Source organism: Frankia sp. Allo2, assembly GCF_000733325.1.
GTDB classification, from domain to species: domain Bacteria; phylum Actinomycetota; class Actinomycetes; order Frankiales; family Frankiaceae; genus Frankia; species Frankia casuarinae.
On the sequence record NZ_JPHT01000017.1, the window covers coordinates 54,644 to 80,321 of the forward strand.

At 69.7% G+C, this 25,678-nt stretch carries 22 protein-coding genes and 2 pseudogenes; 13 read left to right on the top strand and 11 right to left on the bottom strand.

Annotated elements, in window-relative coordinates; translation table 11 throughout:
• Nucleotide 1 precedes the first annotated feature (1 nt).
• Nucleotides 2-1,339: an ABC transporter ATP-binding protein gene (locus ALLO2_RS13220; RefSeq protein WP_011437032.1), complete on the bottom strand. Its 1,338-nt coding sequence runs from the start codon at nucleotides 1,337-1,339 to the stop codon at nucleotides 2-4.
• 349 nt (nucleotides 1,340-1,688) lie between these two features.
• Complete coding sequence (locus ALLO2_RS13225; protein ID WP_023841067.1) at nucleotides 1,689-2,600, bottom strand: PD-(D/E)XK nuclease family protein; 912 nt, start codon at nucleotides 2,598-2,600, stop codon at nucleotides 1,689-1,691.
• An 85-nt stretch (nucleotides 2,601-2,685) separates the two neighbouring features.
• Between ALLO2_RS13225 and ALLO2_RS13230 the strand changes: the two genes are divergently transcribed.
• Complete coding sequence (locus tag ALLO2_RS13230) at nucleotides 2,686-3,903, top strand: site-2 protease family protein (protein ID WP_084588433.1); 1,218 nt, start codon at nucleotides 2,686-2,688, stop codon at nucleotides 3,901-3,903.
• A 44-nt stretch (nucleotides 3,904-3,947) separates the two neighbouring features.
• Nucleotides 3,948-4,934, top strand: a complete 987-nt coding sequence (locus tag ALLO2_RS13235) for a tRNA (adenine-N1)-methyltransferase (RefSeq protein ID WP_051875215.1) — start codon at nucleotides 3,948-3,950, stop codon at nucleotides 4,932-4,934.
• A gap of 93 nt (nucleotides 4,935-5,027) precedes the next feature.
• Here ALLO2_RS13235 and ALLO2_RS13240 read toward each other — a convergent pair whose 3' ends face one another.
• Nucleotides 5,028-5,351 (bottom strand): ferredoxin, encoded by a 324-nt coding sequence (locus ALLO2_RS13240; RefSeq protein WP_011437028.1) that lies wholly within the window; start codon nucleotides 5,349-5,351, stop codon nucleotides 5,028-5,030.
• Nucleotides 5,352-5,470: 119 nt separating this feature from the next.
• On the opposite strand from ALLO2_RS13240, the gene arc reads away from it, so the two are divergent.
• The 6 genes from arc to ALLO2_RS25640 all read left to right on the top strand — a co-directional run bounded on the left by arc (nucleotide 5,471) and on the right by ALLO2_RS25640 (nucleotide 11,839).
• On the top strand, nucleotides 5,471-7,279 hold the full coding sequence (arc, locus tag ALLO2_RS13245) for a proteasome ATPase (RefSeq protein ID WP_035732402.1): 1,809 nt from the start codon (nucleotides 5,471-5,473) through the stop codon (nucleotides 7,277-7,279).
• 347 nt (nucleotides 7,280-7,626) lie between these two features.
• Nucleotides 7,627-9,144, top strand: coding sequence for a depupylase/deamidase Dop (dop, locus tag ALLO2_RS13250; protein WP_369808155.1), 1,518 nt, complete (start codon nucleotides 7,627-7,629; stop codon nucleotides 9,142-9,144).
• Nucleotides 9,145-9,326: 182 nt separating this feature from the next.
• Complete coding sequence (locus ALLO2_RS13255; protein ID WP_011437025.1) at nucleotides 9,327-9,545, top strand: ubiquitin-like protein Pup; 219 nt, start codon at nucleotides 9,327-9,329, stop codon at nucleotides 9,543-9,545.
• 368 nt (nucleotides 9,546-9,913) lie between these two features.
• On the top strand, nucleotides 9,914-10,738 hold the full coding sequence (gene prcB, locus ALLO2_RS13260) for a proteasome subunit beta (protein WP_023841071.1): 825 nt from the start codon (nucleotides 9,914-9,916) through the stop codon (nucleotides 10,736-10,738).
• A gap of 1 nt (nucleotide 10,739) precedes the next feature.
• On the top strand, nucleotides 10,740-11,462 hold the full coding sequence (prcA, locus tag ALLO2_RS13265) for a proteasome subunit alpha (RefSeq protein ID WP_023841072.1): 723 nt from the start codon (nucleotides 10,740-10,742) through the stop codon (nucleotides 11,460-11,462).
• Nucleotides 11,463-11,662: 200 nt separating this feature from the next.
• Entirely contained in the window at nucleotides 11,663-11,839 is a 177-nt protein-coding gene (locus ALLO2_RS25640) for a hypothetical protein (RefSeq protein ID WP_157493378.1), read from the top strand.
• 90 nt (nucleotides 11,840-11,929) lie between these two features.
• Here the strand turns inward: ALLO2_RS25640 and ALLO2_RS13275 are convergent, their stop codons facing one another.
• Nucleotides 11,930-12,649 carry an SDR family oxidoreductase gene (locus ALLO2_RS13275; protein WP_023841073.1) on the bottom strand — a complete coding sequence of 240 codons (720 nt, stop codon included), beginning with the start codon at nucleotides 12,647-12,649 and terminating at the stop codon, nucleotides 11,930-11,932.
• Nucleotides 12,650-12,706: 57 nt separating this feature from the next.
• Here ALLO2_RS13275 and ALLO2_RS13280 point away from each other — a divergent pair, with 57 nt between their 5' ends.
• The 4 genes from ALLO2_RS13280 (at nucleotide 12,707) to ALLO2_RS13295 (ending at nucleotide 18,155) form a co-directional block, all read left to right on the top strand.
• Entirely contained in the window at nucleotides 12,707-13,336 is a 630-nt protein-coding gene (locus ALLO2_RS13280; RefSeq protein ID WP_035732406.1) for a TetR/AcrR family transcriptional regulator, read from the top strand.
• A gap of 128 nt (nucleotides 13,337-13,464) precedes the next feature.
• On the top strand, nucleotides 13,465-13,899 hold the full coding sequence (locus tag ALLO2_RS13285; RefSeq protein ID WP_084588430.1) for a helix-turn-helix domain-containing protein: 435 nt from the start codon (nucleotides 13,465-13,467) through the stop codon (nucleotides 13,897-13,899).
• Between the two features lie 97 nt (nucleotides 13,900-13,996).
• The gene (locus ALLO2_RS13290) at nucleotides 13,997-16,438 is read left to right on the top strand and encodes an excinuclease ABC subunit UvrA (protein WP_035732407.1); all 2,442 of its coding nucleotides are present in this window, start codon (nucleotides 13,997-13,999) and stop codon (nucleotides 16,436-16,438) included.
• A 277-nt stretch (nucleotides 16,439-16,715) separates the two neighbouring features.
• Nucleotides 16,716-18,155, top strand: coding sequence for an ATP-binding protein (locus ALLO2_RS13295; RefSeq protein WP_232235082.1), 1,440 nt, complete (start codon nucleotides 16,716-16,718; stop codon nucleotides 18,153-18,155).
• A 93-nt stretch (nucleotides 18,156-18,248) separates the two neighbouring features.
• Here ALLO2_RS13295 and ALLO2_RS13300 read toward each other — a convergent pair whose 3' ends face one another.
• From ALLO2_RS13300 to ALLO2_RS23385, 5 genes and pseudogenes are all read right to left on the bottom strand, one after another.
• Entirely contained in the window at nucleotides 18,249-18,569 is a 321-nt protein-coding gene (locus tag ALLO2_RS13300) for a hypothetical protein (RefSeq protein WP_011437016.1), read from the bottom strand.
• A gap of 57 nt (nucleotides 18,570-18,626) precedes the next feature.
• A complete protein-coding gene (locus tag ALLO2_RS13305) occupies nucleotides 18,627-19,199 on the bottom strand; it encodes a GNAT family N-acetyltransferase (RefSeq protein WP_049760924.1) in 573 nt (190 codons plus the stop codon).
• Nucleotides 19,200-19,207: 8 nt separating this feature from the next.
• Nucleotides 19,208-19,414: pseudogene (locus ALLO2_RS28270) on the bottom strand (hypothetical protein); the annotation flags it as partial.
• 40 nt (nucleotides 19,415-19,454) lie between these two features.
• Nucleotides 19,455-19,859, bottom strand: coding sequence for a type II toxin-antitoxin system VapC family toxin (locus tag ALLO2_RS13310; RefSeq protein ID WP_011437014.1), 405 nt, complete (start codon nucleotides 19,857-19,859; stop codon nucleotides 19,455-19,457).
• A 9-nt stretch (nucleotides 19,860-19,868) separates the two neighbouring features.
• Nucleotides 19,869-20,066, bottom strand: a pseudogene (locus ALLO2_RS23385) (hypothetical protein).
• Between the two features lie 953 nt (nucleotides 20,067-21,019).
• Here ALLO2_RS23385 and ALLO2_RS13315 point away from each other — a divergent pair.
• Nucleotides 21,020-21,619, top strand: coding sequence for a TMEM165/GDT1 family protein (locus tag ALLO2_RS13315; RefSeq protein WP_035732410.1), 600 nt, complete (start codon nucleotides 21,020-21,022; stop codon nucleotides 21,617-21,619).
• A gap of 102 nt (nucleotides 21,620-21,721) precedes the next feature.
• Here the strand turns inward: ALLO2_RS13315 and mgtA are convergent, their stop codons facing one another.
• Together mgtA and ALLO2_RS13325 are read right to left on the bottom strand one after the other, a co-directional pair.
• On the bottom strand, nucleotides 21,722-24,385 hold the full coding sequence (mgtA, locus tag ALLO2_RS13320) for a magnesium-translocating P-type ATPase (RefSeq protein ID WP_051875204.1): 2,664 nt from the start codon (nucleotides 24,383-24,385) through the stop codon (nucleotides 21,722-21,724).
• A gap of 315 nt (nucleotides 24,386-24,700) precedes the next feature.
• Nucleotides 24,701-25,489 carry a dienelactone hydrolase family protein gene (locus ALLO2_RS13325; RefSeq protein ID WP_011437011.1) on the bottom strand — a complete coding sequence of 263 codons (789 nt, stop codon included), beginning with the start codon at nucleotides 25,487-25,489 and terminating at the stop codon, nucleotides 24,701-24,703.
• Nucleotides 25,490-25,678 lie beyond the last annotated feature (189 nt).

Sequence of the window (25,678 nt, forward strand, 5' to 3'; positions counted from 1 at the left end):
CTCAGGCCCAGCCCGCCGGCTCCGTGCCGTCCGGGTGGTAACTGTCCCCCCCGCCGTCGACACGGCCGGGGTCGGTGAGCGGAGGCCCGCCGCCAGGCCTCGGCACCGGCCGGTGGTGGGAGCGGCCGGAGTAGTACTCCTCGCCGTGGCGCGTGCCGCCGACCCGCCTTGACGCCGGCTGCCCACCGGCGTCGGGCCCGAGGTCCGGGGCGGGGATCGCCTCGAACTGGCCGGTGCGCCGCTCCGGGTAGTGGCCCTGGTAGGGATCGTGCTCGTCTCGCCCGTAGGTCGGCTGGTCCGGGTAGGCCTGGTCCGGGTAGGCCTGGTCCGGGTAGGCCTGGTCCGGGTAGGCGTAGTCGTCGTAGTCACCGGCAGGCCCGTAGCGACCGTCGGTGTCGTTATGGTCGTCCCGGTCGTCGGCGATCTCGCCGTCGGCCGCCAAGCCGCCCGCGGCGGCGTCGAGGTGCTTCATCCGGTCCAGCACCTCCTCCGCGGTCGGGTTCGCGATCGCGTCAACGAGTCGACCGTCGGCAAGGAAGATCACTTCATCCGAGTAGGACGCCGCCGTCGCGTCGTGGGTGACCATGACGATCGTCTGCCCGAGTTCGGAGACCGAGTCACGCAGGAACGACAGCACCTCGGCTCCCGACCGGGAGTCAAGGTTGCCGGTCGGCTCGTCGGCGAAGATGATCTCCGGCCGGGTGACCAGGGCCCGCGCACAGGCGACCCGTTGCTGCTGACCGCCCGAGAGTTCGCTCGGCCGGTGCTTCAACCGCGGTGCGAGACCGACCGCGTCGATGACGGTGCGCATCCAGGCCCGATCCGGCGAACGCCCGGCGATGCTCAACGGCAGCGTGATGTTCTCGGCCGCGGTCAGCGTGGGCAGCAGGTTGAACTGCTGGAAGATGAACCCGATGCGGTCGCGACGCAACCGGGTCAGTTGCTTGTCGGACAGCCGGGACAGGTCCACGTTGCCGATGAAGACCCGTCCCCGGGTGACCGTGTCCAACCCGGCCAGGCAGTGCATCAGCGTCGACTTCCCCGACCCGGACGGCCCCATGATCGCGGTGAATCGGCCGCGGGGGAAGGCCAGGTCGATCTCGCGCAGTGCCGTGACGGTGGTGTCACCGGAGCCGTAGACCTTCGTCAGCCTGGCGGCGCGGGCCGCGGGTGCGGCGTCCGGTCCGTCTTCTCGCCGGCCGCCCGGGTGCTCGGGAACCCGGCCGTCACGGCCGGCACCGTACTCGCCGGGCCGCGACCCGCGGTCCTCTCGGCCGGGCGGGCTGCCCGCGACCGCGCCCCGCTTCCCGCCTCGGGACGATCCGGTCCGTCGGGCCATCGTGATGTCCTCTCCCTCGCGGCGCGCCGTGTCCCTCTCGACACGGTCCCTCTCGACACGTCGTGCCTGCCCTGCCTGCGCTCGGCCCCGACTGACCTGGGACGGCTGTTCGGCTACCGTGGTCGATCTCCCCAACGACCGAACGATGATCGGCATCTCGCCGTCGCTGACTGTACCGCCGGCAGTATTGAAGGTCCGACCAATATTACTTTTGGTGATCGGGCGATATGGCATGCCTCCGAGGACGCCCGGTGGAGCCACCGCCGCCGGCGAGCTGAGGATGCCGGCACCGTAAACGGGCTGTCCGCGGGGAACGGGGTCCGGACGGGGTCCGGCCTGAAGACCGCCATCAGCCGTCCGCCTCGCAGACGGCGGGGGCGGTCTCGTCGAGCGGCACCGCGGATGTCTGCTGCGGTAGCGGTGGTGGGGTGCCGCCGAAGGCTGGGCATCGAGCCTGATGGTCGCACCAGGAACACAGTCTGTTCGGGGTGGCGCGCCAGTCCCCGGTGCGGTGCGCGCGGTCGATCGCCGCCCACAGGGCCTCGATCCGTCGCTCGGCGGCCCGCAGGTCGGCCTCGTCGGGGGTGGCCCGCAGCCAGGTGCGGTCACCGAGGTAGTACAGCCGCAGCTCGCGCGGGATCACCCCACGGATCCGCCAGAGCAGCAGGGCGTAGAACTTCATCTGGAACATCGCCGAGCTCTCGAACGCCGGGCCGGGCGAGCGGCCGGTCTTGTAGTCGACCACCCGCAGGGCGGGTCCCTGCGCCGTGGTCGCCTCGTCAAGCCGGTCCAGGTAGCCCCGCAGCCGCAGGCCGGAGTCGAGCACGTGCTCGACGTACAGCTCGCGGGCCACCGGCGCCAGCCGTGACGGATCCTCCAGCGCGAAGTATCCGGCGAGCAGTTCGCGGGCCGACTCCAACCACGCCGCCAGTTCGTCGCGGCCACCGAACAGCGCCTCGACCGCCGGCTCGCGGGCGCGCACCGTATCCCAGGCCGGCTCGACCAGCTCCCGCGCGGCCTGCAGGGTACGCCGGGACGCCGGGAGATCGAACAGCTTCTCCAGGACCGCGTGCACCACGGTCCCGCGGGTCGCGGCCTCGCTCGGCGGCTCGGGGAGCCGGTCGACGACCCGGAACCGGTAGCGCAACGGACAGTTGACGAAGTCCGCCGCCCGCGACGGTGACAGCGAACCGATCAACGGCCGGGGTGCGGCCGACGCCACCGATCCCGGGATGGCAGGAGAGCGCTGCGTCGAGGTCATGTCCTGGACCCTAGATCCCCCTACCGACATCTTCGCCACTCGGTCCCGGACGACGGGTCGGGGTATGGTCCGTAGCATCGGATCCATGGCGGATCAGCACGGCGGCGCGGGTTCGGGCGGCGCGGGTTCGAGCGGCGCGGGTTCGAGCGCCCACGGCGGCGCGGGCCCGGCGGGGCAGGCTCCGAGTGAGCGACCCCCCNGCGTGCCGGTCGGGCGGATCCGCGGTGTTCCCATCGTCATCTCGCCGTTCGCCCTCGTCTTCGCCGTCCTCGTCGCCTACCTGCTCTCCGGCTCGATCCGCGACCGGCTGCCGCTGGCGTCCGACGGGCGGATCCTCGCGCTCTCCTCGTTGATCTCTATCGGCTTCCTGGCCTCCCTGCTCGCCCACGAGATCGGTCACGCTCTGACGGCGCTGGCGTTCGGTCACACCGTGCGGTCCGTGACCCTGCACGGCTTCGCCGGGTTCACCGAGTTCGAGCCGGAGCCCCGCAGCGCCGGCCGCGAGTTCCTGATCGCCTTCGTCGGCCCGGCGGTCAACGGGGTGCTGGCCGCCGGCTGTCACCTCGGCCTGCTCGGCCTCGACGACACCAGCGACGCCGCCGCGGTCCTGCACGATCTCGGACTCATCAACGCCGCGTTGTTCCTCTTCAACCTGGCACCGGGCCTCCCGCTGGACGGTGGACGGGTGGTCGTCGCCGCGGTGTGGGGTCTGACGCGCGACAAGCTGCGGGGGCTGCGGGCCGGTGCCTACGGCGGGTTCGTCGTCGCCGCCGGCCTGGTCGTCTGGGGTGCGTCGACCTCCGACGGCATCGGCATGGTGTACACCTATGCTCTGGCGGGCTTCCTCGCGTTCGCGGCCTACCAGTCGCTGCGCGCCGCGCAGGTGCGGGAGCGGCTGCCCGGCCTGTGCGCCGGTCGCCTTGCGCGCCGGACGCTGCCCGTCGAGGGTGCCGTTCCGCTGGCGGAGGCGCTGCGGCGAGCTCAGGAGGTCGGCGCCACCGCCGTCGCGGTGATCGACCGTGACGGCAGCCCCCTGAAGATCATGAATGGCTCCGCGGTCGACGCGCTGCCGGAGCATCGGAGACCCTGGATGACCGTGGATGAAGTGAGTCGGGTGATCTCGCCCGGCATGGTCCTCGACGCCGATCTGGAAGGCGAGGCCCTGCTGGCGGCCGTGCAGCGGGTGCCGGCGTCGGAGTACCTCGTCAAGCAGGCGGGCCGCCCGGTCGGCGTGCTCGCGATGGTGGATCTCGTCGCCCGTATCGATCCGGCCGCCGCCGCCCGCATGGTGGCGTCCCGGTGAGCGCCCCGCCCGACGAGTCGGTGTCCCCGGGGCAGGTGCCGTCCCTGGCCGGCGGTTACGCTCCGCCTCCGACCGGCGCCGCTCATCGCCGAGGCCTGTTCACCAAGGGTGACCGGGTGCAGCTGACTGATCCCAAGGGGCGCCGGCACACCGTCGTCCTCGAACCGGGCAGGCAGTTTCACACCCACCGGGGAGCCGTCGAGCACGACGCCCTGCTCGGCCGGCCGGAGGGGATCGTCGTCACCAGCACGGGTGGTACCGACTACCTGGCGCTGCGCCCGCTGCTCGTCGACTTCGTGCTGTCCATGCCGCGCGGGGCGACCGTGGTGTACCCCAAGGACGCGGCGCAGATCGTCACCTACGCGGACATCTTCCCGGGCGCCAGGGTGCTAGAGGCCNGCGTCGGGTCCGGGGCGCTGTCGTGCTCGCTGCTGCGTGCCATCGGCGACTGCGGGCGTCTGGTCTCCTACGAGCGGCGCGCGGACTTCGCCGAGATTGCCCGGCGCAACATCGAGGCGTTCTTCGGCGGCCCGCATCCCGCCCACACCGTGCTGGTCGGGGAGCTGGCCGAGACAACCGAGCGTGACGTCGACCGGGCCGTCCTCGACATGCTCGCGCCCTGGGAGGTCGTTGACGCCGTCAGCGCGGCGCTGGTGCCCGGCGGGGTGGTCTGTGCCTACGTCGCTACCACCACCCAGCTTTCCCGGATCGTCGAGACGCTACGGGCGCACGGCACGTTCACGGAGCCCGCGGCGTGGGAGTCGATAATGCGGGACTGGCACGTCGAGGGTCTGGCCGTGCGGCCTGGCCACCGCATGGTCGGCCACACCGGTTTCCTGGTGACCGCGCGGCGCCTCGCCGAGGGGGTCACTCCTCCGGTGCGCCGCCGCCGGCCGGCGAAGGGCGCGCCGATCGGGATCGATCCCGCCTCCGAGACCGCCCCCGAGCCCAGGGCCGAGACCGAGCCCAGGGCCGAGACCGACCGATCCCGGGACGCCGACCCAGGGTCGGCGACGATCCAGCCGATGTGACGTATCCCATGGGGTCCCATGGGGCAGGCCATTCCCATGGGGTCCCATGGGGCAGGCCGTGGTCGCGAGTGTGCCGGCCGGCCGGGCCCATCGTCAGCCGACGGGCCCGCCGGCCTCCAGCGTGCCGTCGGGGCGTTCCACGTAGATGCACGTCCCCGGACACTCGTCGGCCGCGTCGACCACCGCGTCGACGAGCGGCAGCGGCACCGGGACGTAGGCGCCGGGCTGCGTCTGCAGCTCGCCCGCGCTGTCCTTGACGTAGGCCAGACCGTCGACGTCGAACTCGAAGACGGCGGGAGCGAGTTGCGCGCACAGACCGTCGCCGGTGCAGGCATCCTGGTCGACCCGCACCCGCAGGTCTGCCGAAACGCCCGGCTTCGCTGGAGTTGCCACAGGGCTCCGATCTTCTGTCAGCATGGCACCGTAACCCGCTGTTTACGGCAAAGCTGGATCGTCCTTGCCCGACCGGCCTGCCAGCGGCGGTCACAACGGNAGTGTGGGNGCGTCCCGGTCAGCACGGGGGNGGNGGAGGCGCAGTGTCCGGTCCCCGTTCGGGCTCTGGCTCCGATGGGAGCACGGGTCGTCCAGGTGATGCCGAATCACGGCGGTCGGCGTACGAGAAGGAAANACACGAGCTCACGACGCAGGTCGCCTTCCTGGAAGAGGAAGTGGCCATGCTGCGGCGTAAGTTGTCCGAATCGCCCAGGCAGCTCAGGGTGCTGGAGGAACGGCTCGCGGAGATCCAGGCGGAGTTGTCGGCTGTCACGGGACAGAACGACAGGCTCGTCGCGACTCTCCGCGAGGCGCGAGACCAGATCGTCACCCTGAAGGAGGAGGTCGACAGGCTCGCGCAGCCGCCCAGCGGCTACGGGATCTTCGTCTCCTCCTACGAAGACGGCACCGTCGACGTGTTCACTCAGGGCAGAAAGCTCCGGGTGACCGTGTCGCCGAGCGTCAACATCAGTGATCTCTTGCCCGGCCAGGAGGTCATNCTCAACGAGGCGCTGAACGTGGTCGAGACGCGCGCGTTCGAGCGGCAGGGTGAGATCGTCCTACTCAAAGAGGTCCTCGAGGGTGGGGACCGGGCGCTGGTGCTCGGTCACACCGACGAGGAGCGGGTGGTCATGCTGGCCCAGCCGCTTCTCGATGGACCGATCCGGTCCGGGGACTCGTTGTTGATCGAGTCCCGTTCCGGCTACGCCTTCGAGCGGATTCCCAAGTCCGAGGTCGAGGAGCTCGTCCTCGAAGAGGTTCCCGACATCGGCTACGAACAGATCGGCGGCCTGAAGAGCCAGATCGAGTCGATCCGGGACTCGGTCGAGCTGCCGTTCCTGTACAAGGAGCTCTACCGGGAGCATCAGCTCAAGCCACCGAAGGGTGTGCTGCTCTACGGCCCGCCCGGCTGCGGCAAGACGCTGATCGCCAAGGCGGTCGCCAATTCGCTGGCCAAGAAGGTCGAGGCGAAGACCGGCGGCCAGGGCACCGGTCGGGCGTTCTTTCTGAATATCAAGGGTCCCGAGCTGCTCAACAAGTTCGTCGGCGAGACCGAGCGGCAGATCCGGCTGGTGTTCCAGCGGGCGCGTGAGAAGGCGTCCGAGGGAATGCCGGTGATCGTGTTCTTCGACGAGATGGACTCGATCTTCCGGACCCGTGGCTCGGGGGTGTCCTCGGACGTGGAGAACACGATCGTCCCGCAGCTGCTCAGCGAGATCGACGGCGTCGAGCAGCTCGAGAACGTCATCGTGATCGGCGCGTCCAACCGCGAGGACATGATTGATCCGGCGATCCTGCGGCCGGGTCGGCTCGACGTGAAGATCAAGGTGGAGCGGCCCGATGCCGAGGCGGCTCGGGACATCTTCGCCAAGTACGTCGTGCCGGAGCTGCCGCTCTACCCGGATGACCTGGCCGAGTTCGGCGGTAACCGGGAGGCGACCGTTCAGGCCATGATCCAGCGCGTGGTCGAGCGGATGTACGCGGAGAGCGAGGAGAACCGCTTCCTCGAGGTGACCTACGCCAACGGCGACAAGGAGGTCCTGTACTTCAAGGACTTCAACTCCGGCGCGATGATCGAGAACATCGTCGCCCGGGCCAAGAAGATGGCGGTCAAGGAGCACATCGAGGGCGGGCAGAAGGGGCTGCGCATGCAGTACCTGCTCGCCGCCTGCATGGACGAGTTCAAGGAGAACGAGGACCTCCCGAACACGACCAACCCGGACGACTGGGCCCGGATCTCCGGGAAGAAGGGCGAGCGGATCGTCTACATCCGCACGCTCGTCACCGGAACGAAGGGTACCGAGGCCGGCCGTTCGATCGACACGATCGCGAACACCGGCCAGTACCTGTAACGGTCGCAGTAGTACCTGTAACGGCCGTTATCTGTAAGGGGCTCGGGTCCCGTGTTCCGCCCAACGGCGGGACACGTGCCACCGCCGTGACCCCGGGGTCACTCGGCCCCGGGGTCACGGCGGTGCTCTGGGTGGCATCGCGGCGTTGCGTTGGGCATCGCGGCACTGGCACCCCTGGGTGTATCCTCCCGCCCGCATCCGCGGTGGACGCCGGTCGGTCGGACTACCGTGTCGCCACCGAATTCTGACGATAGGCGTGGCTGCGGACGTGTCATCCCGAGCGGCCCAGAGCAAACAAGGCAGACGTCCGGCTAACCGACCGCCCGTGTAGCACCTACGCTTGCAGAGTGAGCGCGCGTCGGATCATGGGGATCGAGACCGAGTACGGCGTATCGGTGCCCGGTCAGCCGAACACCAATCAGATGTTGGCTTCGTCGTTGGTGGTGAACTCGTATGCCAGTCGAACGTCGGCGCCGGGTAGCCGCGCCCGATGGGACTTCGAGGAGGAGTCACCGCTGCGCGACGCCCGGGGCTTCGAACTGCCCCGCGAGCCGGCGGTCGATCCGAGCGCCCCGGCCAACGAGGACGATCTCGGCTTGGCCAACGTCATCCTGACCAGCGGGGCGCGGCTCTACGTCGATCATGCGCACCCGGAGTTCTCCTCGCCCGAGGTCACCAACCCTCGCGACGCCGTGCTGTGGGACAAGGCCGGGGAGCGGGTGATGGCCGAGGCCGCCCGCCGGGCGTTGTCCGTGCCCGGCTCCAAGCCGGTCTACCTCTACAAGAACAACACCGACAACAAGGGCGTCTCGTACGGATGCCATGAGAACTACCTGATGGCACGGTCGACGCCCTTCGGGGAGATCGTCCGTAACCTCACCCCGTTCTTCGTCTCCCGTCAGGTCGTCTGCGGGGCCGGGCGGGTCGGGATCGGTGTCGACGGCCGGGAGCCGGGGTTCCAGATCAGCCAGCGGGCCGACTTTTTCGAGGTCGAGGTGGGGCTCGAGACCACGCTGAAGCGGCCCATCATCAACACCCGGGACGAGCCGCACGCCGACCCGGAGAAGTACCGCNGGCTGCACGTCATCATCGGCGACGCGAACATGAGCGAGGTCGCCACCTACCTGAAGGTGGGAACGACCTCCCTGGTCCTCTCGATGATCGAGGACGGCTGGTTCACCGCGGACCTGTCGGTGGACGGGCCCGTGGCGGCGCTGCGGGCGATCTCGCACGATCCCTCCCTCAAGCATCTGGTTACTCTGCGCGACGGTCGTCGGATGACCGCGGTGCAGCTGCAGATGGAGTACTTCGAACAGGCCCGCAAGTACGTCGAGGACCGGTTCGGTGCCGACGTCGACAGCCAGACCGCCGACGTGCTCTCCCGCTGGGAGTCGATCCTCGGCCGCCTCGAGGTCGACCCGATGAGCTGCGTCCGCGAGCTTGACTGGGTCGCGAAGCTGTCGATCCTGGAGGGCTACCGGTCGCGGGACGGCCTGGCCTGGGACTCGCCGCGGCTGGAGCTCGTCGACCTGCAGTACCACGACGTCCGTCCGGACAAGGGCCTCTACAACCGCCTGGTGGCCCGGGGCCGGTTCGATCTCGTCGTCAGCGAGGAGGAGGTCACCCGGGCGATGACCGAGCCTCCTGAGGACACCCGCGCCTTCTTCCGGGGCCGCTGCCTCGCGCTCTACCCGCAGCAGGTCGCCGCCGCGTCCTGGGACTCGGTCATCTTCGACATCGGTCGGGACTCGTTGCAGCGGGTGCCGACGCTGGAGCCGCTGCGCGGCACGAAGGCGCACGTGGGCGAGCTGCTCACCCGCTGCCCCACGGCGAGTGATCTGGTGGACGCGCTCGCCGGCCGCTGAAAGCCGGCGCCGATCCCGGTCGGGAGAGCCGGCGCCGATCCCTGGCAGGAGGTTCACGTTGCGCCCTGGGCGGACGTCGCGACGTAGCGGCTGGTTCGTGATGGAGTGGACCTCTCACCGATCGAACGGATGGTGTCGGTGGGGCGGGATAGTGTCGCGCCAGGCGATCGAAGGAGGGCTTCATGGCCACCAGGGACAGCGGCGGCGGGCAGCAACGCGCGGACCGTCGGGCGGAGGAGATCGACGACGTCGCGACCGAGGACACGAGTGCCTCCGACCTCAAGGAGCGGCACGAGAAGCTGTCCGAGGACGTCGATTCCCTGCTCGATGAGATCGACGACGTCCTGGAGGAGAACGCCGAGGAGTTCGTGAAGGGCTATGTCCAGAAGGGCGGCCAGTAACGGCCGTCTGGTAGCCGGCCGTCTGGTAGCCGGCGGTCCGGTAGCCGGCGGTCCGGTAGCCGGCGGTATCGGGCGCCGTGGATGACGCCCGGCGGTGGTAGCTCTGGCGGGGTCGACGCCGCCGGGTGAGGCCGCGTTCCGCGGGGGTCCGGCCCCGCACCGCCCGCGTGCCCCGGTGCAGGTCGGCGGGCCGCACGCGCGGCCGTGACCGCCTTCCCGGCCGACCCGGCCGACCCGTTCGACCGGCCTGCCCGCCAGCTTCGGGGGGCGATAGCCCTATGTTGTGCTTCATCTGTAACGTCGGGCCGGGAGCCTCGGGGACGCCCCGGGCGCGCGGCCCACGTGACCGACTATCGGAAGGGGGATGCGTGGCTGATCCATTGGGGGCCGCCGGGCGCCTACCGGCTGTGTTCATGACGCCGGGAACATCGTCGTTCGCCGATTTCCTGTCGCGGTCGGCGCCGCACCTGCTGCCGGGGGCCCGGAGTGGCCTGCCGGGGCCGGTCACCGAGGTGGCGCACGGCACGACGATCGTGGCGGTGGCGTTTCCCGGTGGCGTGATCATGGCCGGTGACCGGCGCGCGACACAGGGGCACATGATCGCTCAGCGGGACGTCGAGAAGGTCCATCACGCCGACGACTACTCCTGTGTGGGGTATGCCGGCACCGCCGGGGTCGGCGCCGAGCTGATCCGGCTGTTCCAGGTGGAGCTGGAGCACTACGAGAAGATCGAGGGGTCGACGCTGAGCCTGGACGCGAAGGCCAACCGGCTGGCGGCCATGGTCAAGGGGAACCTGCCGATGGCCCTGCAGGGCCTCGCCGTCGTCCCGCTGTTCGCCGGGTACGACCTCGACACGGGCAAAGGGCGGATCTTCTCCTACGACATCGCGGCGGCGAAGTCGGAGGAACGCACGTACGAGTCGATCGGTTCGGGCTCGGTGTTCGCGAAGGGTTCACTGAAGAAGCGGTTCCGGTCCGATCTCAGCCAGGACGACGCCGTCCGGATCAGCGTCGAGGCCCTCTACGACGCCGCCGACGACGACTCGGCGACCGGCGGGCCGGACGTAATCCGCAAGCTGTACCCGATCGTCGCGGTCGTGACGGCGGACGGCTACCGTCGCTATGCCGACGATGAGATAGAACCGGTGGTGACGGCCATCATCGCGGACCGTTCGACGAACTCGGGAGGCTGACGTGACCATGCCGTTCGGATACGCGAGCCCCGAACAGCAGGTCCGCGACAAGTCCGAGTACGCGCGCAAGGGCATCGCGCGGGGTCGCAGCGTCGTCGTCCTCACCTACGAGAACGGGATCCTGTTCGTCGCCGAGAATCCGTCGGCGACCCTGCACAAGATCAGTGAGATCTACGACCGCATCGCGTTCGCCGCGGTCGGCAAGTACAACGAGTTCGAGAACCTGCGGACGGCGGGCATCCGCCTCATGGACTCGCGTGGCTACATGTACGACCGGCGTGACGTGACCAGCCGCGCGCTCGCCAACGCCTACGCGCAGACCCTCGGTGCGATCTTCAGCGAGAGCGTCAAGCCCTACGAGGTCGAGATCGTCGTCGCCGAGGTCGGCACCTCGATCGCCGACGACCAGATCTACCGGCTGACCTATGACGGGTCGATCGCCGACGAGCGGGGTTTCGTCGCGATCGGTGGCGCCTCCGAGCAGGTCACGACGTCGCTGAAGGAGCATCACCGGGACGGCCAGCCGCTCGCCGAGGCGCTGCGTGTCGCGGTGCAGGCCCTGACCGTCGGGGTGCCCCCGGGCCTGCCGCAGAACGGCGAGCGGGTCCTCGCGGCCGCCAACCTGGAGGTCGGCATGCTGGACCGGACCCGGACCCGACGGATGTTCAAGCGGATCGTCGGCCCGGCGCTCGAGGGGCTGCTCGCGCAGACCTCGGCCACCTGACCGGCCACCTGACCGGCCCACCGTGTTCGCCGACTATCGGTCGGTTCCCGGGGCCGCGATGTCCGCCGGGGGATGACCCCGGGATGCCGAGCTCCGCGTGGCATCCCGGGACCGGGCCTGTCACCACCGGAATCTTGGCAGAGCCGTTGTTCTTACACACCCCCGCGCGGGTGCCACCGTGCCCAGCGACGGCGGGCCAGGTGCGGACCGCCGACCGGGCGAACGAGAACGTCGCACGCATCGTCCTGCGGAGCGGTGACACGGCGGCCGGCGATCTTCCCGATGGCTGGTCGCGGGCCGTGCTGCGGGAGCTGGGCACCATCCAGGCCGGCCCGTCTAACCAGGTGGTCAAGCGGCTGCTGACCAACCACCGCTGACGGGATCGCGCTGGTGCTGCCCCGCGACTGCTGGACGCGTTGCACGCGGGGCTGTCGGCAGAAGACGTCGCTGACGGGTTGGAAGGCTGGTCAGCCCATCGACACGAGACGGGCCCCGCCGTCGGTCTCGATGACTGTGCCGGTGAGGTTGGCGTTGGTGGCTGCGACGACGGTGACCTCGGCGATGTCGTCCGCGGTCGCGATCCGCTGGGTGGGGAGCGCCTGGGCGGCTTGGGCGAAGTATGCCTTCCGGGCCTCGTCGGGTATGCCACTCCACCAGGGGGTGTCGACCAGGCCGGGGGAGACGCCGTTGACCCGGATCGGCGCGAGTTCCACAGCAAGCGGCTTGACCAGGGCCTCGACGGCGCCGTTGAGGGCTGCGATGCCTGCGGTTCCTGGCATTCCGGCGCGGGCGGTGATCGCGCCGAGCAACGTGATGGAGCCGGTCGCTGTGAGGTGCGGCACAGCCGCCTGGATGGTGGTGAGGTGAGCCCAGAACTTCGCGTCGAAGGCTCGGCGGAGCATGTCGAAGTCCAGGTCAGCGACAGATCCCGAACCTTCGCTGCCACTGAGGCTGATGATCAGCCAGTCGATTCGGCCGATCGTCTCGATGACGGCGCTGATCTCGGCACGGTTGCCGCCGTCCGCCCGGTGGACGATCAGCTCCGGGTCGCTGGCCGCGACGTCATCGAGCCGCTGCTTGCCGCGGCCGACAACGTGGACCGTTGCGCCAAGGGCTTGCAGCCGCCGGGCGGTGGCCAACCCGATCCCAGACGTTCCCCCGACGACCAGCGCGGTGTGCTCGCTCACGTGATCTCCTAAATCGAACCGTTACGTCTCGTATCGGATTGACGATAGCATGCCTCCGTGACCGACCACCCCATCCCGGTCCGACCCGGACGCAAGCGCAGCGAGGAGAGCCGGCTGGCCATCCTTGCCGCGGCGATCGAGCTCGTGGGAGAGGTTGGCTACGCAGGCTTGACGATCGAGGGCATCGCGGCCCGCTCCGGCGCGGGCAAACAGACGATCTACCGCTGGTGGCCGTCCAAGGCCGACGTGCTGCTTGACGCGCTGGCCACCAAGGCCGACCTGCACGTGCCCATCCCGGACGAGGGCAGTTACACCGCCGACCTGCGTGCCTTCCTCACGGCTAGCTTCCGGCTGGGCCGTGACCAGCGGGTAGCCGATGCACTGCGCGCACTGATGGCCCACGCTCAGATCGACGAGGAGTTCCGGGGACGGTTCCGCTCCTCGTTCTTGCAGCGCCGCCGTGACGCGCTCGGGATCATCCTCGACCGGGCCCGGACCCGCGGCGAGCTGCCNCCCGTCCCTNCCCCTGGCACCGCCGCTGACCTCGTCTTCGGCGTCATCTGGTACCGGATGCTTGCCACCAGCCAACCCGTTGACGAGAATCTGATCGACGAACTCGTAACCACGCTCACCGAACCACGACCCGCCGTCGGCACATCCACTCCAGCAGCGAGGAAGGGCACATGAGCGAATCCGTGACGCGGTACTGAACCTGCACGGTCCCATCGCCACCCAGGGCGCGGCGGAGTGGACCGTTCACCTGTCCGTTGCCCGGCCCGTCCACGTGCTCGGCGCGATGTGGCACGATCTGGCAGGTGACGAGCAGACCCGTCGCGGCGCGGCGCCTGATCGACCTCGCGCGGCTGCGCCGCGTCCGCGACCGGATCGACCGGGAGTACGCGCGGCCGCTGGATGTCGAGGCGCTCGCCCGCGGCGCGCACATGTCGGCCGGGCATCTCAGCCGCGAGTTCCGGCTCGCCTACGGCGAGTCGCCGTACGCCTATCTGATGGCGCGGCGCATCGAGCGCGCAATGGCGCTGCTGCGTCGTGGCGACCTGAGTGTCACCGAGGTCTGTTTCGCGGTCGGCTGCTCGTCGCTGGCCACCGCCGCCCTCGACGGCACCTTCGCGCGGCTGCAGGCCAGCGGCGCCGAGGTCGTCCAGGAGCCGACCGAGCAGCCGTACGGCGTTCGCGACTGCGCCTCCCGCGATCCCGCGGGCANCCTGATCCGCATCAACGAGCTCCGCTGAGCCGTCCGGCGATCGCAGCATGACCGGCCCGACGGCACCTCCCGTGCACCAGGCACCTCCCGTGCACCAGGCAGATGGAGACACGATGAGCACGGCCATGAGCACGGCCACGAGGACGGACCCGCGGTCGCCGGACCCGCGGTCGCCGGACCCGCGGTCGCCGGCGCCGCACGTTGCCGACCGCAGCGATGTGATCCGCGTGCACGGCGCGCGCGAGAACAACCTCAGGGACGTCAGCATCGAGATCCCGAAGCGCCGGCTGACGGTGTTCACCGGCGTCTCCGGCTCGGGCAAGAGCTCGCTGGTGTTCGGCACGATCGCCGCCGAGTCGCAGCGGCTGATCAACGAGACGTACAGCGCCTTCGTGCAGGGCTTCATGCCGACGCTGGCGCGGCCCGAGGTCGACGTACTCGAAGGGCTGACAACCGCGATCATCGTCGACCAGCAGCGGATGGGAGCCGACGCCCGCTCCACGGTCGGCACCGCCACCGACGCGAACGCGATGCTGCGCATCCTGTTCAGCCGGCTCGGCGAGCCACACATCGGCTCGCCCAACGCGTTCTCCTTCAACGTCCCCTCGGTCCGAGCGGCCGGCGCGGTCACGGTCGAACGCGGTGCCGGTAAGACCAAGACCGTGAAACAGACCTACACCCGCGCCGGCGGCATGTGCCCGCGCTGCGAAGGCCGGGGCACGGTCTCCGAGATCGACCTCACCCAGCTTTTCGACGACTCCAAGTCGCTCGCCGAGGGCGCGATCACCATTCCCGGCTACAAGGTGGACGGCTGGTGGACGGTGGGGATCTTCATCGAGTCGGGCTTCCTCGACCCGAACAAGCCGATCCGCCAGTACACGAAGAAGGAACTCCGGGACTTCCTCTACAAGGAACCGACCAAGGTGAAGGTCAACGGTGTCAACCTCACCTACGAGGGGCTGGTCCCCAAGGTCCAGAAGTCGTTCCTCGCCAAGGATCCCGACGCCCTGCAGCCGCATATCCGGGCGTTCGTGGNCCGGGCGGTCNCCTTCACCGCCTGTCCCGACTGCGGCGGCACCCGGCTCAGCGAGGCGGCTCGGTCCTCCAGGATCAAAGGGATCAACATCGCCGACGCCTGCGCGATGCAGATCAGTGACCTGGCCGAATGGGTCCGCGGCCTCGACGAGCCGTCGGTCGCGCCGCTGCTCGCCACGCTGCGGCGGACCCTCGACTCGTTCGTGGAGATCGGGCTGGGCTACCTCTCGCTCGACCGGCCGTCGGGCACGCTGTCGGGCGGCGAGGCGCAGCGGGTCAAGATGATCCGCCACCTCGGCTCCTCCCTCACCGACGTCACCTACGTCTTCGACGAGCCCACCACGGGCCTGCACCCCCATGACATCCGGCGGATGAACGACCTGCTGCTACGGCTGCGGGACAAGGGCAACACGGTGCTCGTCGTGGAGCACGAGCCGGAGACGATCGCGATCGCCGACCACGTCGTCGACCTCGGCCCCGGCGCCGGAACAGCGGGCGGCACCGTCTGCTTCGAGGGCACCGTCGAGGGGCTGCGGGTCAGCGGCACCCGCACCGGCCGCCATCTCGACGACCGGGCCGCCCTCAAGGAGGCGGTGCGGACGCCCACCGGCCGGCTAGCGATCCGCGGCGCGACGGCGCACAACCTGCGCGGCGTCGACGTCGACATCCCGCTCGGGGTGCTTGTCGTCGTCACCGGCGTCGCCGGCTCCGGCAAGAGCTCGCTCGTGCACGGGTCGATCCCCCATCTCTCGGGGCCAGCCGGCGCGGGTGTGGTGTCGATCGACCAGGGCGCGATCCGCGGCTCGCGACGGAGCAACCCGGCGACGTACACCGGACTGCTCGACCCGATCCGCAAGGCGTTCGCGAAGGCGGGCGGCGTGAAGCCGGCGCTGTTCAGCGCCAACTCCGAGGGCGCCTGCCCCACCTGCAACGGCGTCGGGGTCATCTACACCGACCTGGCGATGATGGCCGGCGTCGCCACCACCTGCGAGGAGTGCGAGGGGAAACGGTTTGAAGCATCGGTGCTGAAGCACCATCTCGGCGGCCGCGACATCAGTGAGGTGCTCGCGATGTCGGTGACCGAGGCCGAGGAGTTCTTCGGCGCCGGGGAGGCGCGCACGCCGGCCGCGCACGCCATCCTCAACCGGCTCGCCGACGTCGGGCTCGGCTACCTCAGCCTCGGCCAGCCGCTCACCACGCTGTCCGGCGGCGAGCGGCAGCGGCTCAAGCTGGCCACCCACCTGGCCGAGAAGGGCGGCGTCTACGTCCTCGACGAGCCGACCACCGGCCTGCACCTCGCCGACGTCGAGCAGCTGCTCGGCCTGCTCGACCGGCTCGTCGACGCCGGCAAGTCGGTCATCGTCATCGAGCACCACCAGGCGGTCATGGCGCACGCCGACTGGCTCATCGACCTCGGTCCCGGCGCTGGCCACGACGGCGGCCGGATCGTCTTCGAGGGCACCCCCGCCGACCTCGTCGCAGCCCGCTCCACCCTCACCGGCGAGCACCTCGCGGCCTACGTCGGCACCTGACCGAGGACACCGGCGTGCTGTTTGAAGCGGACCGGGAGGCTGGCGATGCCGCGCAGGACGAGGTCCTACGGTAGGCGAGGTGGTCCGTGAGCGGCGTCATCGTGATCCCTCTCCGGATGAGCTCGTGCAGCACGATCCGGTCAGGGTTGTCGGCCGGGTAGGCGGAAAGATCACAGAATCGTGGATGTCGCGAGCCGCGTACGGATGGCGCTGGGTATAACTTACATAGCAAGTAAGTTACAGGTGGTGTGAGTTGCTGGAGGGAGGCGGGGCGGCGGTGGCCTTTGTGAATCGCACCGACGAACTCGCCGCTCTGGAGGCGTGGTGGCGCTCGACCGACCCCCGGCCGGCGGTGGTGGGGGGACGGCGACGGGTCGGCAAAACCGCGCTGTTGCAGCGCTTCGCCCAGGGCCGTCGGTCGGTGTCCCACACCGGAGCCGGTCGGGCGGCAGTTGGGGAACTGGCGCAACTNTCCCGTCAGGCGGCCATCGCGCTACCGGGGCGAATCCGTGATCTCGCTGCTCGTCCCTATCTCGACTGGGACGACGCGCTCGACGACCTCGCCGCGGCGGCTGAGCAGGAGCCGCTCCTCGTCATCCTGGACGAGTTTCCCGAGATCGTCGCCACCTCACCCGAACTGCCCGGAGTCCTGCGGGCCTTCCTCGATCGAACAGCCGGCCGGACCAGGCTGCGGATGCTCGTGTGCGGGTCGGCCGTGCGGCACATGACCGCGCTACAGGAGCAGCGGGCGCCTCTGTACGGCAGATTTGATCTGTCACTGTCGCTGCATCCGTTCCGTCCGCACGAGGCCGCACTCATGCTGCCCAGCCTGACGCCATCCGACCGGGCGCTCGTCTACGGGCTGGTTGGCGGAGTTCCGTTGTATCTGTCGTGGTGGGACCAGGGCGCCGATCTCGCTGACAACCTGCTACGGCTGGCCTGCCGGCCCGGGGCGCCGCTGCTCACCGAGGGCCAACTCGTGCTTGCCACCGAGGTGGAGCACGGTGAATACCCGGCGGCCGTGCTCCACGCGATCGCCGAGGGCCGCACCCAGTACAACGAGATCAAGGACTATATTCGGGCTGAACCGGCCCGTACTCTGGATCGGCTCGTCGAGCTGCGGCTGGTCGAACGGCTGATGCCCGTCACCGAACCAGCGCGCAGCCGTCGGCGCGTCTACCGGATCGCCGACAATTTCCTCGCTTTCTATCTCGGCGTGCTGTCTCGGTACCGCGCGGAGATCGAGCGTGGATTAGGGAAAGCACTGCTGCCAGTACTGATCGAGAGTCTGGACGACCATCTCGGCAAACCGTGGGAGGAAGCGTTTCGCGAGCACCTACGCCGACTCGCGGTCGTCGGCGCGCTGGGCAGGGACATCGTCGCGGTCGGGCCTTGTTGGAACGCGGGTGGGCAGAACGAGATCGATGCGGTCGTGCTCGCGGGCAGGGACCGACACCCGGTTCTGTTCGGCGAGGCGAAGTGGGCGCGCTCTGTTGACGGTCGACGGATCTCCAGCCGGCTCCTGGAAAAGGCTCACGCTATTACATCGGCCGTTCCAGCAGCCTCGGAGCGCCAGACAGACGACGGAGCTGCCGGCCCTGACAGTGGCGGGACCGAAGGCTCTGCCCNGGCGCGCCTCGCGCTGTGCGCTCGCGAGGAGATCCGTAACGCGCCGCCAGGATGTCTCACCGTCACTGCCGCCGACATCTTCGATTAGCAATATCCACCCGAGCCGCGCCCGAGCTCTCTCATCGAGACTTGGCTGGAGTACGCCGCCTGGGCCGTTGCATGTGAGCGTCCAATGGTGCTCTCATGCCGCCTTACCTCTCGGCGAGGCGCCCCGAGCCTGACCGGCCGAGACCGCCACGGCCGAGACCGCCACGGCCGAGACCGCCACGGCCGAAGCCGCCACGAACGGCAAGGTGGCGAAGGAGGCCACCCGCGCGGAGGCCCAGCCGGCGATCGCCCCACCGGCCAGCGCGCTGACCACGAGAACACCGTTCTCGATCATGGTGACCCGGCCGATCCAGGTCTCGTAGAGCTTGCTCGAGCCTGTCTCCTCCAGGACGACGTCGTAGACGATGCTGTCCACGGTGCCGGAGCTCAGCGCGAAATAGATGCCGAGGATCATGGCCACGGCGATATAGGTCGCAACGTTCCTGCTCAGGCCGGCCGGTCGGCTCCCTACTTAGCCCAGGCCGGTGTGCGGGAGGCAGTGCTCGGCTTCGAACAACCCGGGGCGGCTGGCCAGGAGAAGGTCCCGGTTTTCGACGCGGGGCCCGGTGGCGGGCAGCGCCAGGTCAAGCCAGACCCGGTCGCGCAGCTCGATGCCGTCGATGACGACGCAGCCGGGGTAGCCCGTCGCCGCCGTGAAAGCGTCGCGTTCGACCGAGCGGAACCGGAACCCGCGCCGCTGGTAGAAGCGCAGGTTGTCGATGTCGGCGGCGGCCGTCGCGACGAGCAGCGCGGTCACCGGAGCACCCGCGAGAAGCTCGACCAGTGACTCGATGAGCGCCCGGCCTATCCCATGTCCCTGATGGGGCTTCAGCACTGCCATGTTCTTGATCTCGACCGTCTGTGGGTGTCCGGTGGGAACGAATTGAAGATGTCCCACGATTCGGTCGTCGAGGAGCGCGACCAGAACGTGGCCGAGGTGGAGGTAGGCGTCGAGTTGACTGGCCGAGTCTTCGGCCAGCTCGAACAGAGGGCGGAGCTCGCGTCGATCGCCCTGGTACTGCTGAATTCGTGGTGTCGTGGTCATGGCTCTTTTTAGCAGCGCCAACCTGCGCCGGCCGTTTCCGCCACCGGTCTTCTCCATGGCTGACCGGACAGCCTCGGGCTGGCCCGCCAACATCGCCGCGCGTTGAGGATGGCGCGGGTGTGGAGGAGGTCGAAACCGGCGCGCTGCGTGTTCTGCTGGGACTTCGATCCCGGCTGAGTCGTCACGGTGGCGACGTCGCAGCCGGCCACCACGGCGTACCGCATGNCCCCGGGGCCCGCCGTTCGGAAGCAGCGGTTACTCCTCGCCAAGAATCCGTAGACCATGATGATCCCTGAAGTACATGCAGTCCTTCAGGTTCAAGGTGGCGAGCGGCAGATTGTGGGTGAGGCAGCACGCCGCGATCCACATGTCGTTGACTGGACGGGGCTGTCCGGCCCGGGTGGCGGCTGCGGAGAGTACGCCCCAGGTGGCAGCGACGGCTTCGTCTCCGGGCAGTACAGGGATTCCCGAAAGCCAGTCGGCGAGTTCCTGACGTCGACGACTACCCCAGTCTCGCGGATCGGTCCACTTGGTGAGCTCACCGAAGGTCACGAAGGTGATCAGCGGCCGGCGGCCGATCAGGTGGGTTGCCACGGGCCTGCTGAGCCTGCGCTTGTGACTCAGGGAGGCGATGTCGGTGTCAAGGACGACGGGCTGCACGGCGACGGCTCAGGCGACGTCGCGACGACGCTCGGCGTAGGTGAACGCGAGGAACTCGTCGAGCTCCTCGTCGGAATCGAAGGTGTCAGCGGCCAGGTCGTCGAGCGAGCGGATGGGTTGGGTACCTCTCGCGGCCAGGAGCTCCTCGACGGTGACCGTGGGGCGCAGCGGCGGGNACAACGGNTNGNNNATNNNNGNNNNGCTCATGGACGAGACCTCCTCGCTGGCGTCTCCGGCGCACTGCAGCCAGGACCAGCATACGGCGCGACGCACAGCTCGCGACCCGTGCAGCTGTGGCGTGGATACACAGGTACGCCCCTTCCACCCGGACGAGTTCATCCAGCCCGCGCCGATGGATGACGGCTCGTGGACGTTCGTCTGCGAGGTGGGCGGCGGCCATCCTCAGCCAGGACCACACCGCGGGCTGGCGACCACCCCGCAGACGGCCGGGTAGCCCGGGTTGACGGAGAAATTCGGCCTGGATGTCGAGCTGCCCGCCGTGCTCACCGAGCACCGGGCCGGCGGGTGGGGTACGGCCCCGTGGAGCGGACGTACGCCCGTCGCCGGCCGAAGGACTTCGCACGCCTGGTGGCGCACTGCGGGCATCGCCCGGTTCGCATTATGCGAACTTTACGCCTAGCAAAAGGTTTGAGGTTTGACGAAATCCCAAATCACACTAATAGTCCTGAATACCTGTGGAGCGGGCCGGGGTCGAACCCGCGGGCGAGCGCCCGCGACCAGCATCGAAGACGACCCGCGGCGCGTCGGCGCGAGGGGCGGTGACGTCCGGCTCGGCACCCGTTTCGTTCACGCTCACCCAACGCGACCCGGTGGGTGAACCGCACGGGCGGCTCGTAGCGGAGCAACTCGTCAACGGCAGGCGCCGCGGGATCGGGATCGGCAAGGCAGAGCGCGATCTGGTCGGGGTTGCGCAACAGGGCCACGACATCTTTGGTGATTTCGGGACCCCGAACCAAGATTGCCAGCCCCAGCGGGCGAACGTTTCTTGTGCTGCGGCGTCCCCACGGGGGGCGTGTTTCGTGGTTCGTGAGGTCCGCGGGCCGGGTAGGATGCCGTTCGACCAGGCAGGAGCCCCCGAAGGGGCTCATCACACGCCGCCCTGCCGGGGTGGGCTGGCCCCGGGCCGGCGGGGGCTCGCTGTGGACAATGTCATCATTGCAGCGACCGCCTTCGCTGTGGTCTTCCCGGCCGAACTGCCGGACAAGACGTTCGTGGCAGCACTCGTTCTGGGCGCCCGCTACCGGCCGCTGCCGGTTCTCGCTGGGATTTGGGCAGCGTTCGCAGTACACGTCGGTGTCGCCACCGCCGTCGGCGGCCTGGTCGCGGCGCTGCCCCGAAGGGCTGTCGAGTTGGTCGCCGGGGCGCTGTTCTTCGTCGGTGCGGTCCTCCTTCTGCGTTCCCGCCCCGCCGACCCCGCCGAACTGGAGGGGCACAAGGCCGCCGGCGTCGTCGGGGGACCCGCCGCGAGACGCGTATGGGTCGAGGCGTTCGGTGTTGTCCTCGTCGCCGAGTTCGGTGATCTCACCCAGATTCTCACCGCCACCCTCGCGGCCCGCTACCACCGCCCGATCCCCGTCGGCGTCGGCGCGTTGCTGGCCTTGTGCACCGTCACTGGGCTGGCTGCCGCCTTTGGCCACTTCCTGCTGCGGGTTGCTCCGCTGCGCCGGATCCAGCAGCTCGCCGCCATCGTTCTGCTCGGCCTTTCCATCTCCACTATGATCGACGTCCTGCGCGGGTAAGGGGGAGATCCCCGGTCGGCGGCCAACACGCCGCCTGCGTGCGCGCGCTCCGGTCGGCGGTGCGCCCAGGCCCACCGGTTGCGAGCCGGTGGCGACCCCAACTCAGCGTGGTGGCGGTGCGGGGGACCGGGTCGGAAGCCGACCGGAGTGACTGAAGCGTGCCGCCCGCCGGTGCAGCCGGTGCCGGTGCCGGTGCCGGTGAGGTGGTTCGATCAGTGTCCCGGCGAGATGTGGGTAGAACTCGTGCTTGCCGGCTTCGACGAGGGCAAGATAGCTGGCGATCATGGCGAGGAGCGCGGCAAAGAACCCGATCGGCAGCGCGTGGAAGCCGAGTCCGCCGGCCAGCGGAGATGCCGGCAGCAGCGCGCCGACCACGACGACGAGCAGGGTGGCCGCCGTGAGGAGCCGGCCTGGGCGGCTACGGAGGAACGGCACTCGCCGGGTGCGGATCACAAAGATCACCAGGGTCTGGGTGGCGAGCGATTCAACGAACCAGCCGGAACGGAACAGGATCGGGCCGGCATGGAAGACCTGGAGCATGATCGCGAAGGTGAGAAAGTCGAAGATCGAGCTGACCGGCCCGAAGAACATCATGAAACGGCGGACGAAGCCGATGTCCCAGTGGGACGGGCGGGAAAGCTGCTCCTCGTCGACCCGGTCGGACGGGATGGTCAGCTGGCCGGCGTCATAGAGCAGGTTGTTGAGCAGGATCTGCGACGGGAGCATCGGCAGGAAAGGGAGGAACGCCGACGCGGCGGCGGCGCTGAACATGTTCCCGAAGTTGCTGGAGGTGGCCATCAGGACGTATTTGATCGTGTTGGCGAAGGTGCGCCGGCCTTCGACGACCCCGTCGGCCAGCACGTGCAGATCTTTCTCCAGGAGCACGATGTCGGCCGCGTCCTTGGCCGTGTCGGTGGCGGAGTCGACGGATATGCCGACATCGGCCTGGTGCAACGCCATCGCGTCGTTGACGCCGTCGCCGAGGTAGGCGGCACCGGTGCCGGCGCGTTGGTGCAGCCGGATGACGCGGGTCTTCTGGTCCGGGTTCATGCGGGCGAAGACCCGGATGGTGGACAGCCTCGCGGTAAGAGTGTCGTCGTCGAGGTGGTCGAGCTGGTCGCCGGTCACGGTGTCCCCGTCGGCCAGACCGAGAGCGTCACACACGTGCTCGGCGACGATGGCGTTGTCCCCCGTCAGGATTCGCACGGTGACGCCGAGCGCGGCGAGGCGGGCCAGCGCCTGTGCGGCCGACGGCCTGGGCCGGTCAAGGAAGATCAGAAACCCGGCGAGGACGAGGTCGTGCTCGTCCTCGGCGGTCACCGTGTCCAGGTCCGGGGCCGGCTTGGACGCGACGGCGACGACCCGGCTGCCGGCGCGGAACTCGGCGTCGAGGAGCGCCGCGGCCGAGCCGGGGACGTCGCGACACCGCGCCAGCAGGCCTTCCGGAGCACCCTTGACGATCAGGACTCGGCCGTCCGGGCCGTCGGCCAGCACGGACGCGCGGCGCCGGTCGTGGTCGAACGGCGCGGCGGCCACCTGGACGTACCTGGACACCGGCAGGCTGGCGGCACCGGGAGCCTGCCACAGCGCGGCGTCCAGCGGGTTGCCGCCAGCTGTCCCTGCCGGGTTGCCGGGTACTGCCGGGTTGCCGGGTACTTCGGTGCAGGCCAGTCCGAGTAGCAGGATCTGGTCCGACCGGGCACCGGTGGGGTCCAGGGCGTGATGGAAACCGATCCGTCCTTCGGTCAAGGTTCCGGTCTTGTCGGTGAGCAGGACCTCGATGTCGCCGAGGTCCTCGATGCAGACCAGCCGCTTCACCAGCACCTTGCGGCGGGCCAGCTGGCGGGACCCGGNGGCGAGACTGGTCGTCACCACCGCGGGCAGCAGCTGCGGGGTGATGCCCACCGCGATGGCCAGCGAGAACAACAACGCGTCTATCAGCGGCCGGGCCAGCACCAGGTTGATGACGAAGATCGAGCCGGTGAGCACGCCGGCGACCCGGGCCAGTAGCCCGGAGAACCGGCGCAGCCCCACCTGGAACTGGGTCTCCTCGTGCCGTTCGCCCAGTCCGAGCGCAATCCGGCCGAACTGGGTACGCGCGCCGGTGGCGACCACCACGGCCGCCGCCGAGCCGGTCCGCACGAGTGTGCCCATAAGCGCACACGACGCAAGCTCTCCCAGCGTGGCGCCGGCGGGCACCNGCGCCGGCCCCNTGGCCACCNGNTGCGATTCGCCGGTGAGGACCGCCTCGTCACACTCCAGCGCGACCGAGGACAGGATGCGCACGTCCCCGGGCACCACCGAACCCAGCTCAAGGCGCACCACGTCTCCGGGTACCAGCGCGGTCACCTCGCATGACGTCCATCGGCCATCCCGGCACACCACCGCCCGGTGACGCAGCTGGGAGTGCAGATCCTCGGCGGCGCGCTCGGCACGGTACTCATTGGCGAACCCCAGCCCCACTCCGAACATGACGATCACGCCGATGATCAGTGCGTTGGCGCGCTCCCCGACGAAGAACGACACCGCGGCCGCCACCAGCAGCAGCACAAGCAAGGGGCTGCGTACCTGGCGGACGAGCACCGCGAGCACACGGGCGTGATGGGTGCGCACCGCGTTCGGCCCCACCCGGGCCCATCGCGCCGCCGCCTCCGCCGAGGACAACCCCACCGAGGTCGTGGCGAGCCGAGCCAGGACTACCTCGGTGGGCAGTGTCGCCGCGTCCGAAACCGTCAGCACGGACGCATCCACGATCCCGGTCCCCATACTCCAACCGTTACGCTGCCAGCAGAGCAGACTTACGCTGAGCCGCGCCAGCTATCGCTAGCTATGACGTGGCATCAGCTATGACGTGGCATCAGAGCAGCCTAGCCGCGGCACCGTCCGGGGCCCGGACCGCCGCCGGCCGCGGGCTTGTCGACCTCCTGGATTCCCACCACCTCCGGTGGGCCGTACCTGGCGCGCACCGCCGCCCTCATCCGCCGCCGATCTCTCGCGTGCGCTCACCGTGACCTCTGGACGCCAGATGGGTGATGCTCGTGAGGTCGATGGTGACGATCTTCGATTGGCCGGCCGGGCGCCTCAGCGGGGGCGAACGTGCCGGTCGAGGAAGGCGAGTGCCCGTGACCAGCCGTCGGCCGCGGCGACCGGGCGGTAGAGCGCCTCCCGGTCGTCGCTGTGGAAGGCGTGGCCGGCCCCGGCGTAGCTGACCAGCTCCGTCGGGGCGCCCGAGCGGGCGGCCGCGGCTCGTAGGGCGGCGATCTCGTCGGTGGAGATCAGGGCGTCTTCCTCGCCGTAGAGGCCGAGCCACGGCCCGCGCAACGACGGTGCCGCCTCCACCAGGGCGGGGATGCCGGGCCAGTACGGTGTGCTGATCCCGCCGCCGTAGAACGACACCGCCGCGGCGAGGGTGTGCCGGGTGGCGGTGTGCAGCGCGACCGTGCCACCCATGCAGAAGCCGATGATCGCGCTCCGCTCGGCGGGGAAGCCCGCGGCGAGGAGGTGCCCGAGCGCCGCGTCGATGTCGGCGTCGATGCCCGCGCCGGACAGGGTGCCCATCGTCGACGTGGCCGCGGCCCAGCCGTCGGCCGGGTCCACCTCGTCCAGCCCGTCGCGGTGATACAGGTGCGGGGCCACGGTGAGCCAGCCGGCGGCGGCGAGCCGGTCGCAGACGGAGACCAGGTACGGCGTGATGCCTCGGGCGTCCTGGACGACGACCAAGCCGCCGCGCGGCGGGTCCTTCGCGGCCGGGGCGAGGACCGTGAGCGGCAGCCCGCCGCGGCCGCGGACGGCCTGCGCCCGCAGCCGGGCCCTGCCTTCGCCGTCATGTCGTGTTCGATGGGACGCCGCGTCGTTCGTTCCGGTTGCCATGGCGCCATCCTTCCCGCCGGGGAGCCTTCCCGCCCGATCCGCCTGTCCCGCCCATGGTCCGTCGACCACCTGGTGTCCGGAACCGCCGCGGACCGGCGGATTCACCCGGACATGCCGGCCGCGACACGCCGCCGGCCAAGCCCCGACAGCATGAAGGCGTCACGCTACTCCCTGTAGCAGCCTGGCGGG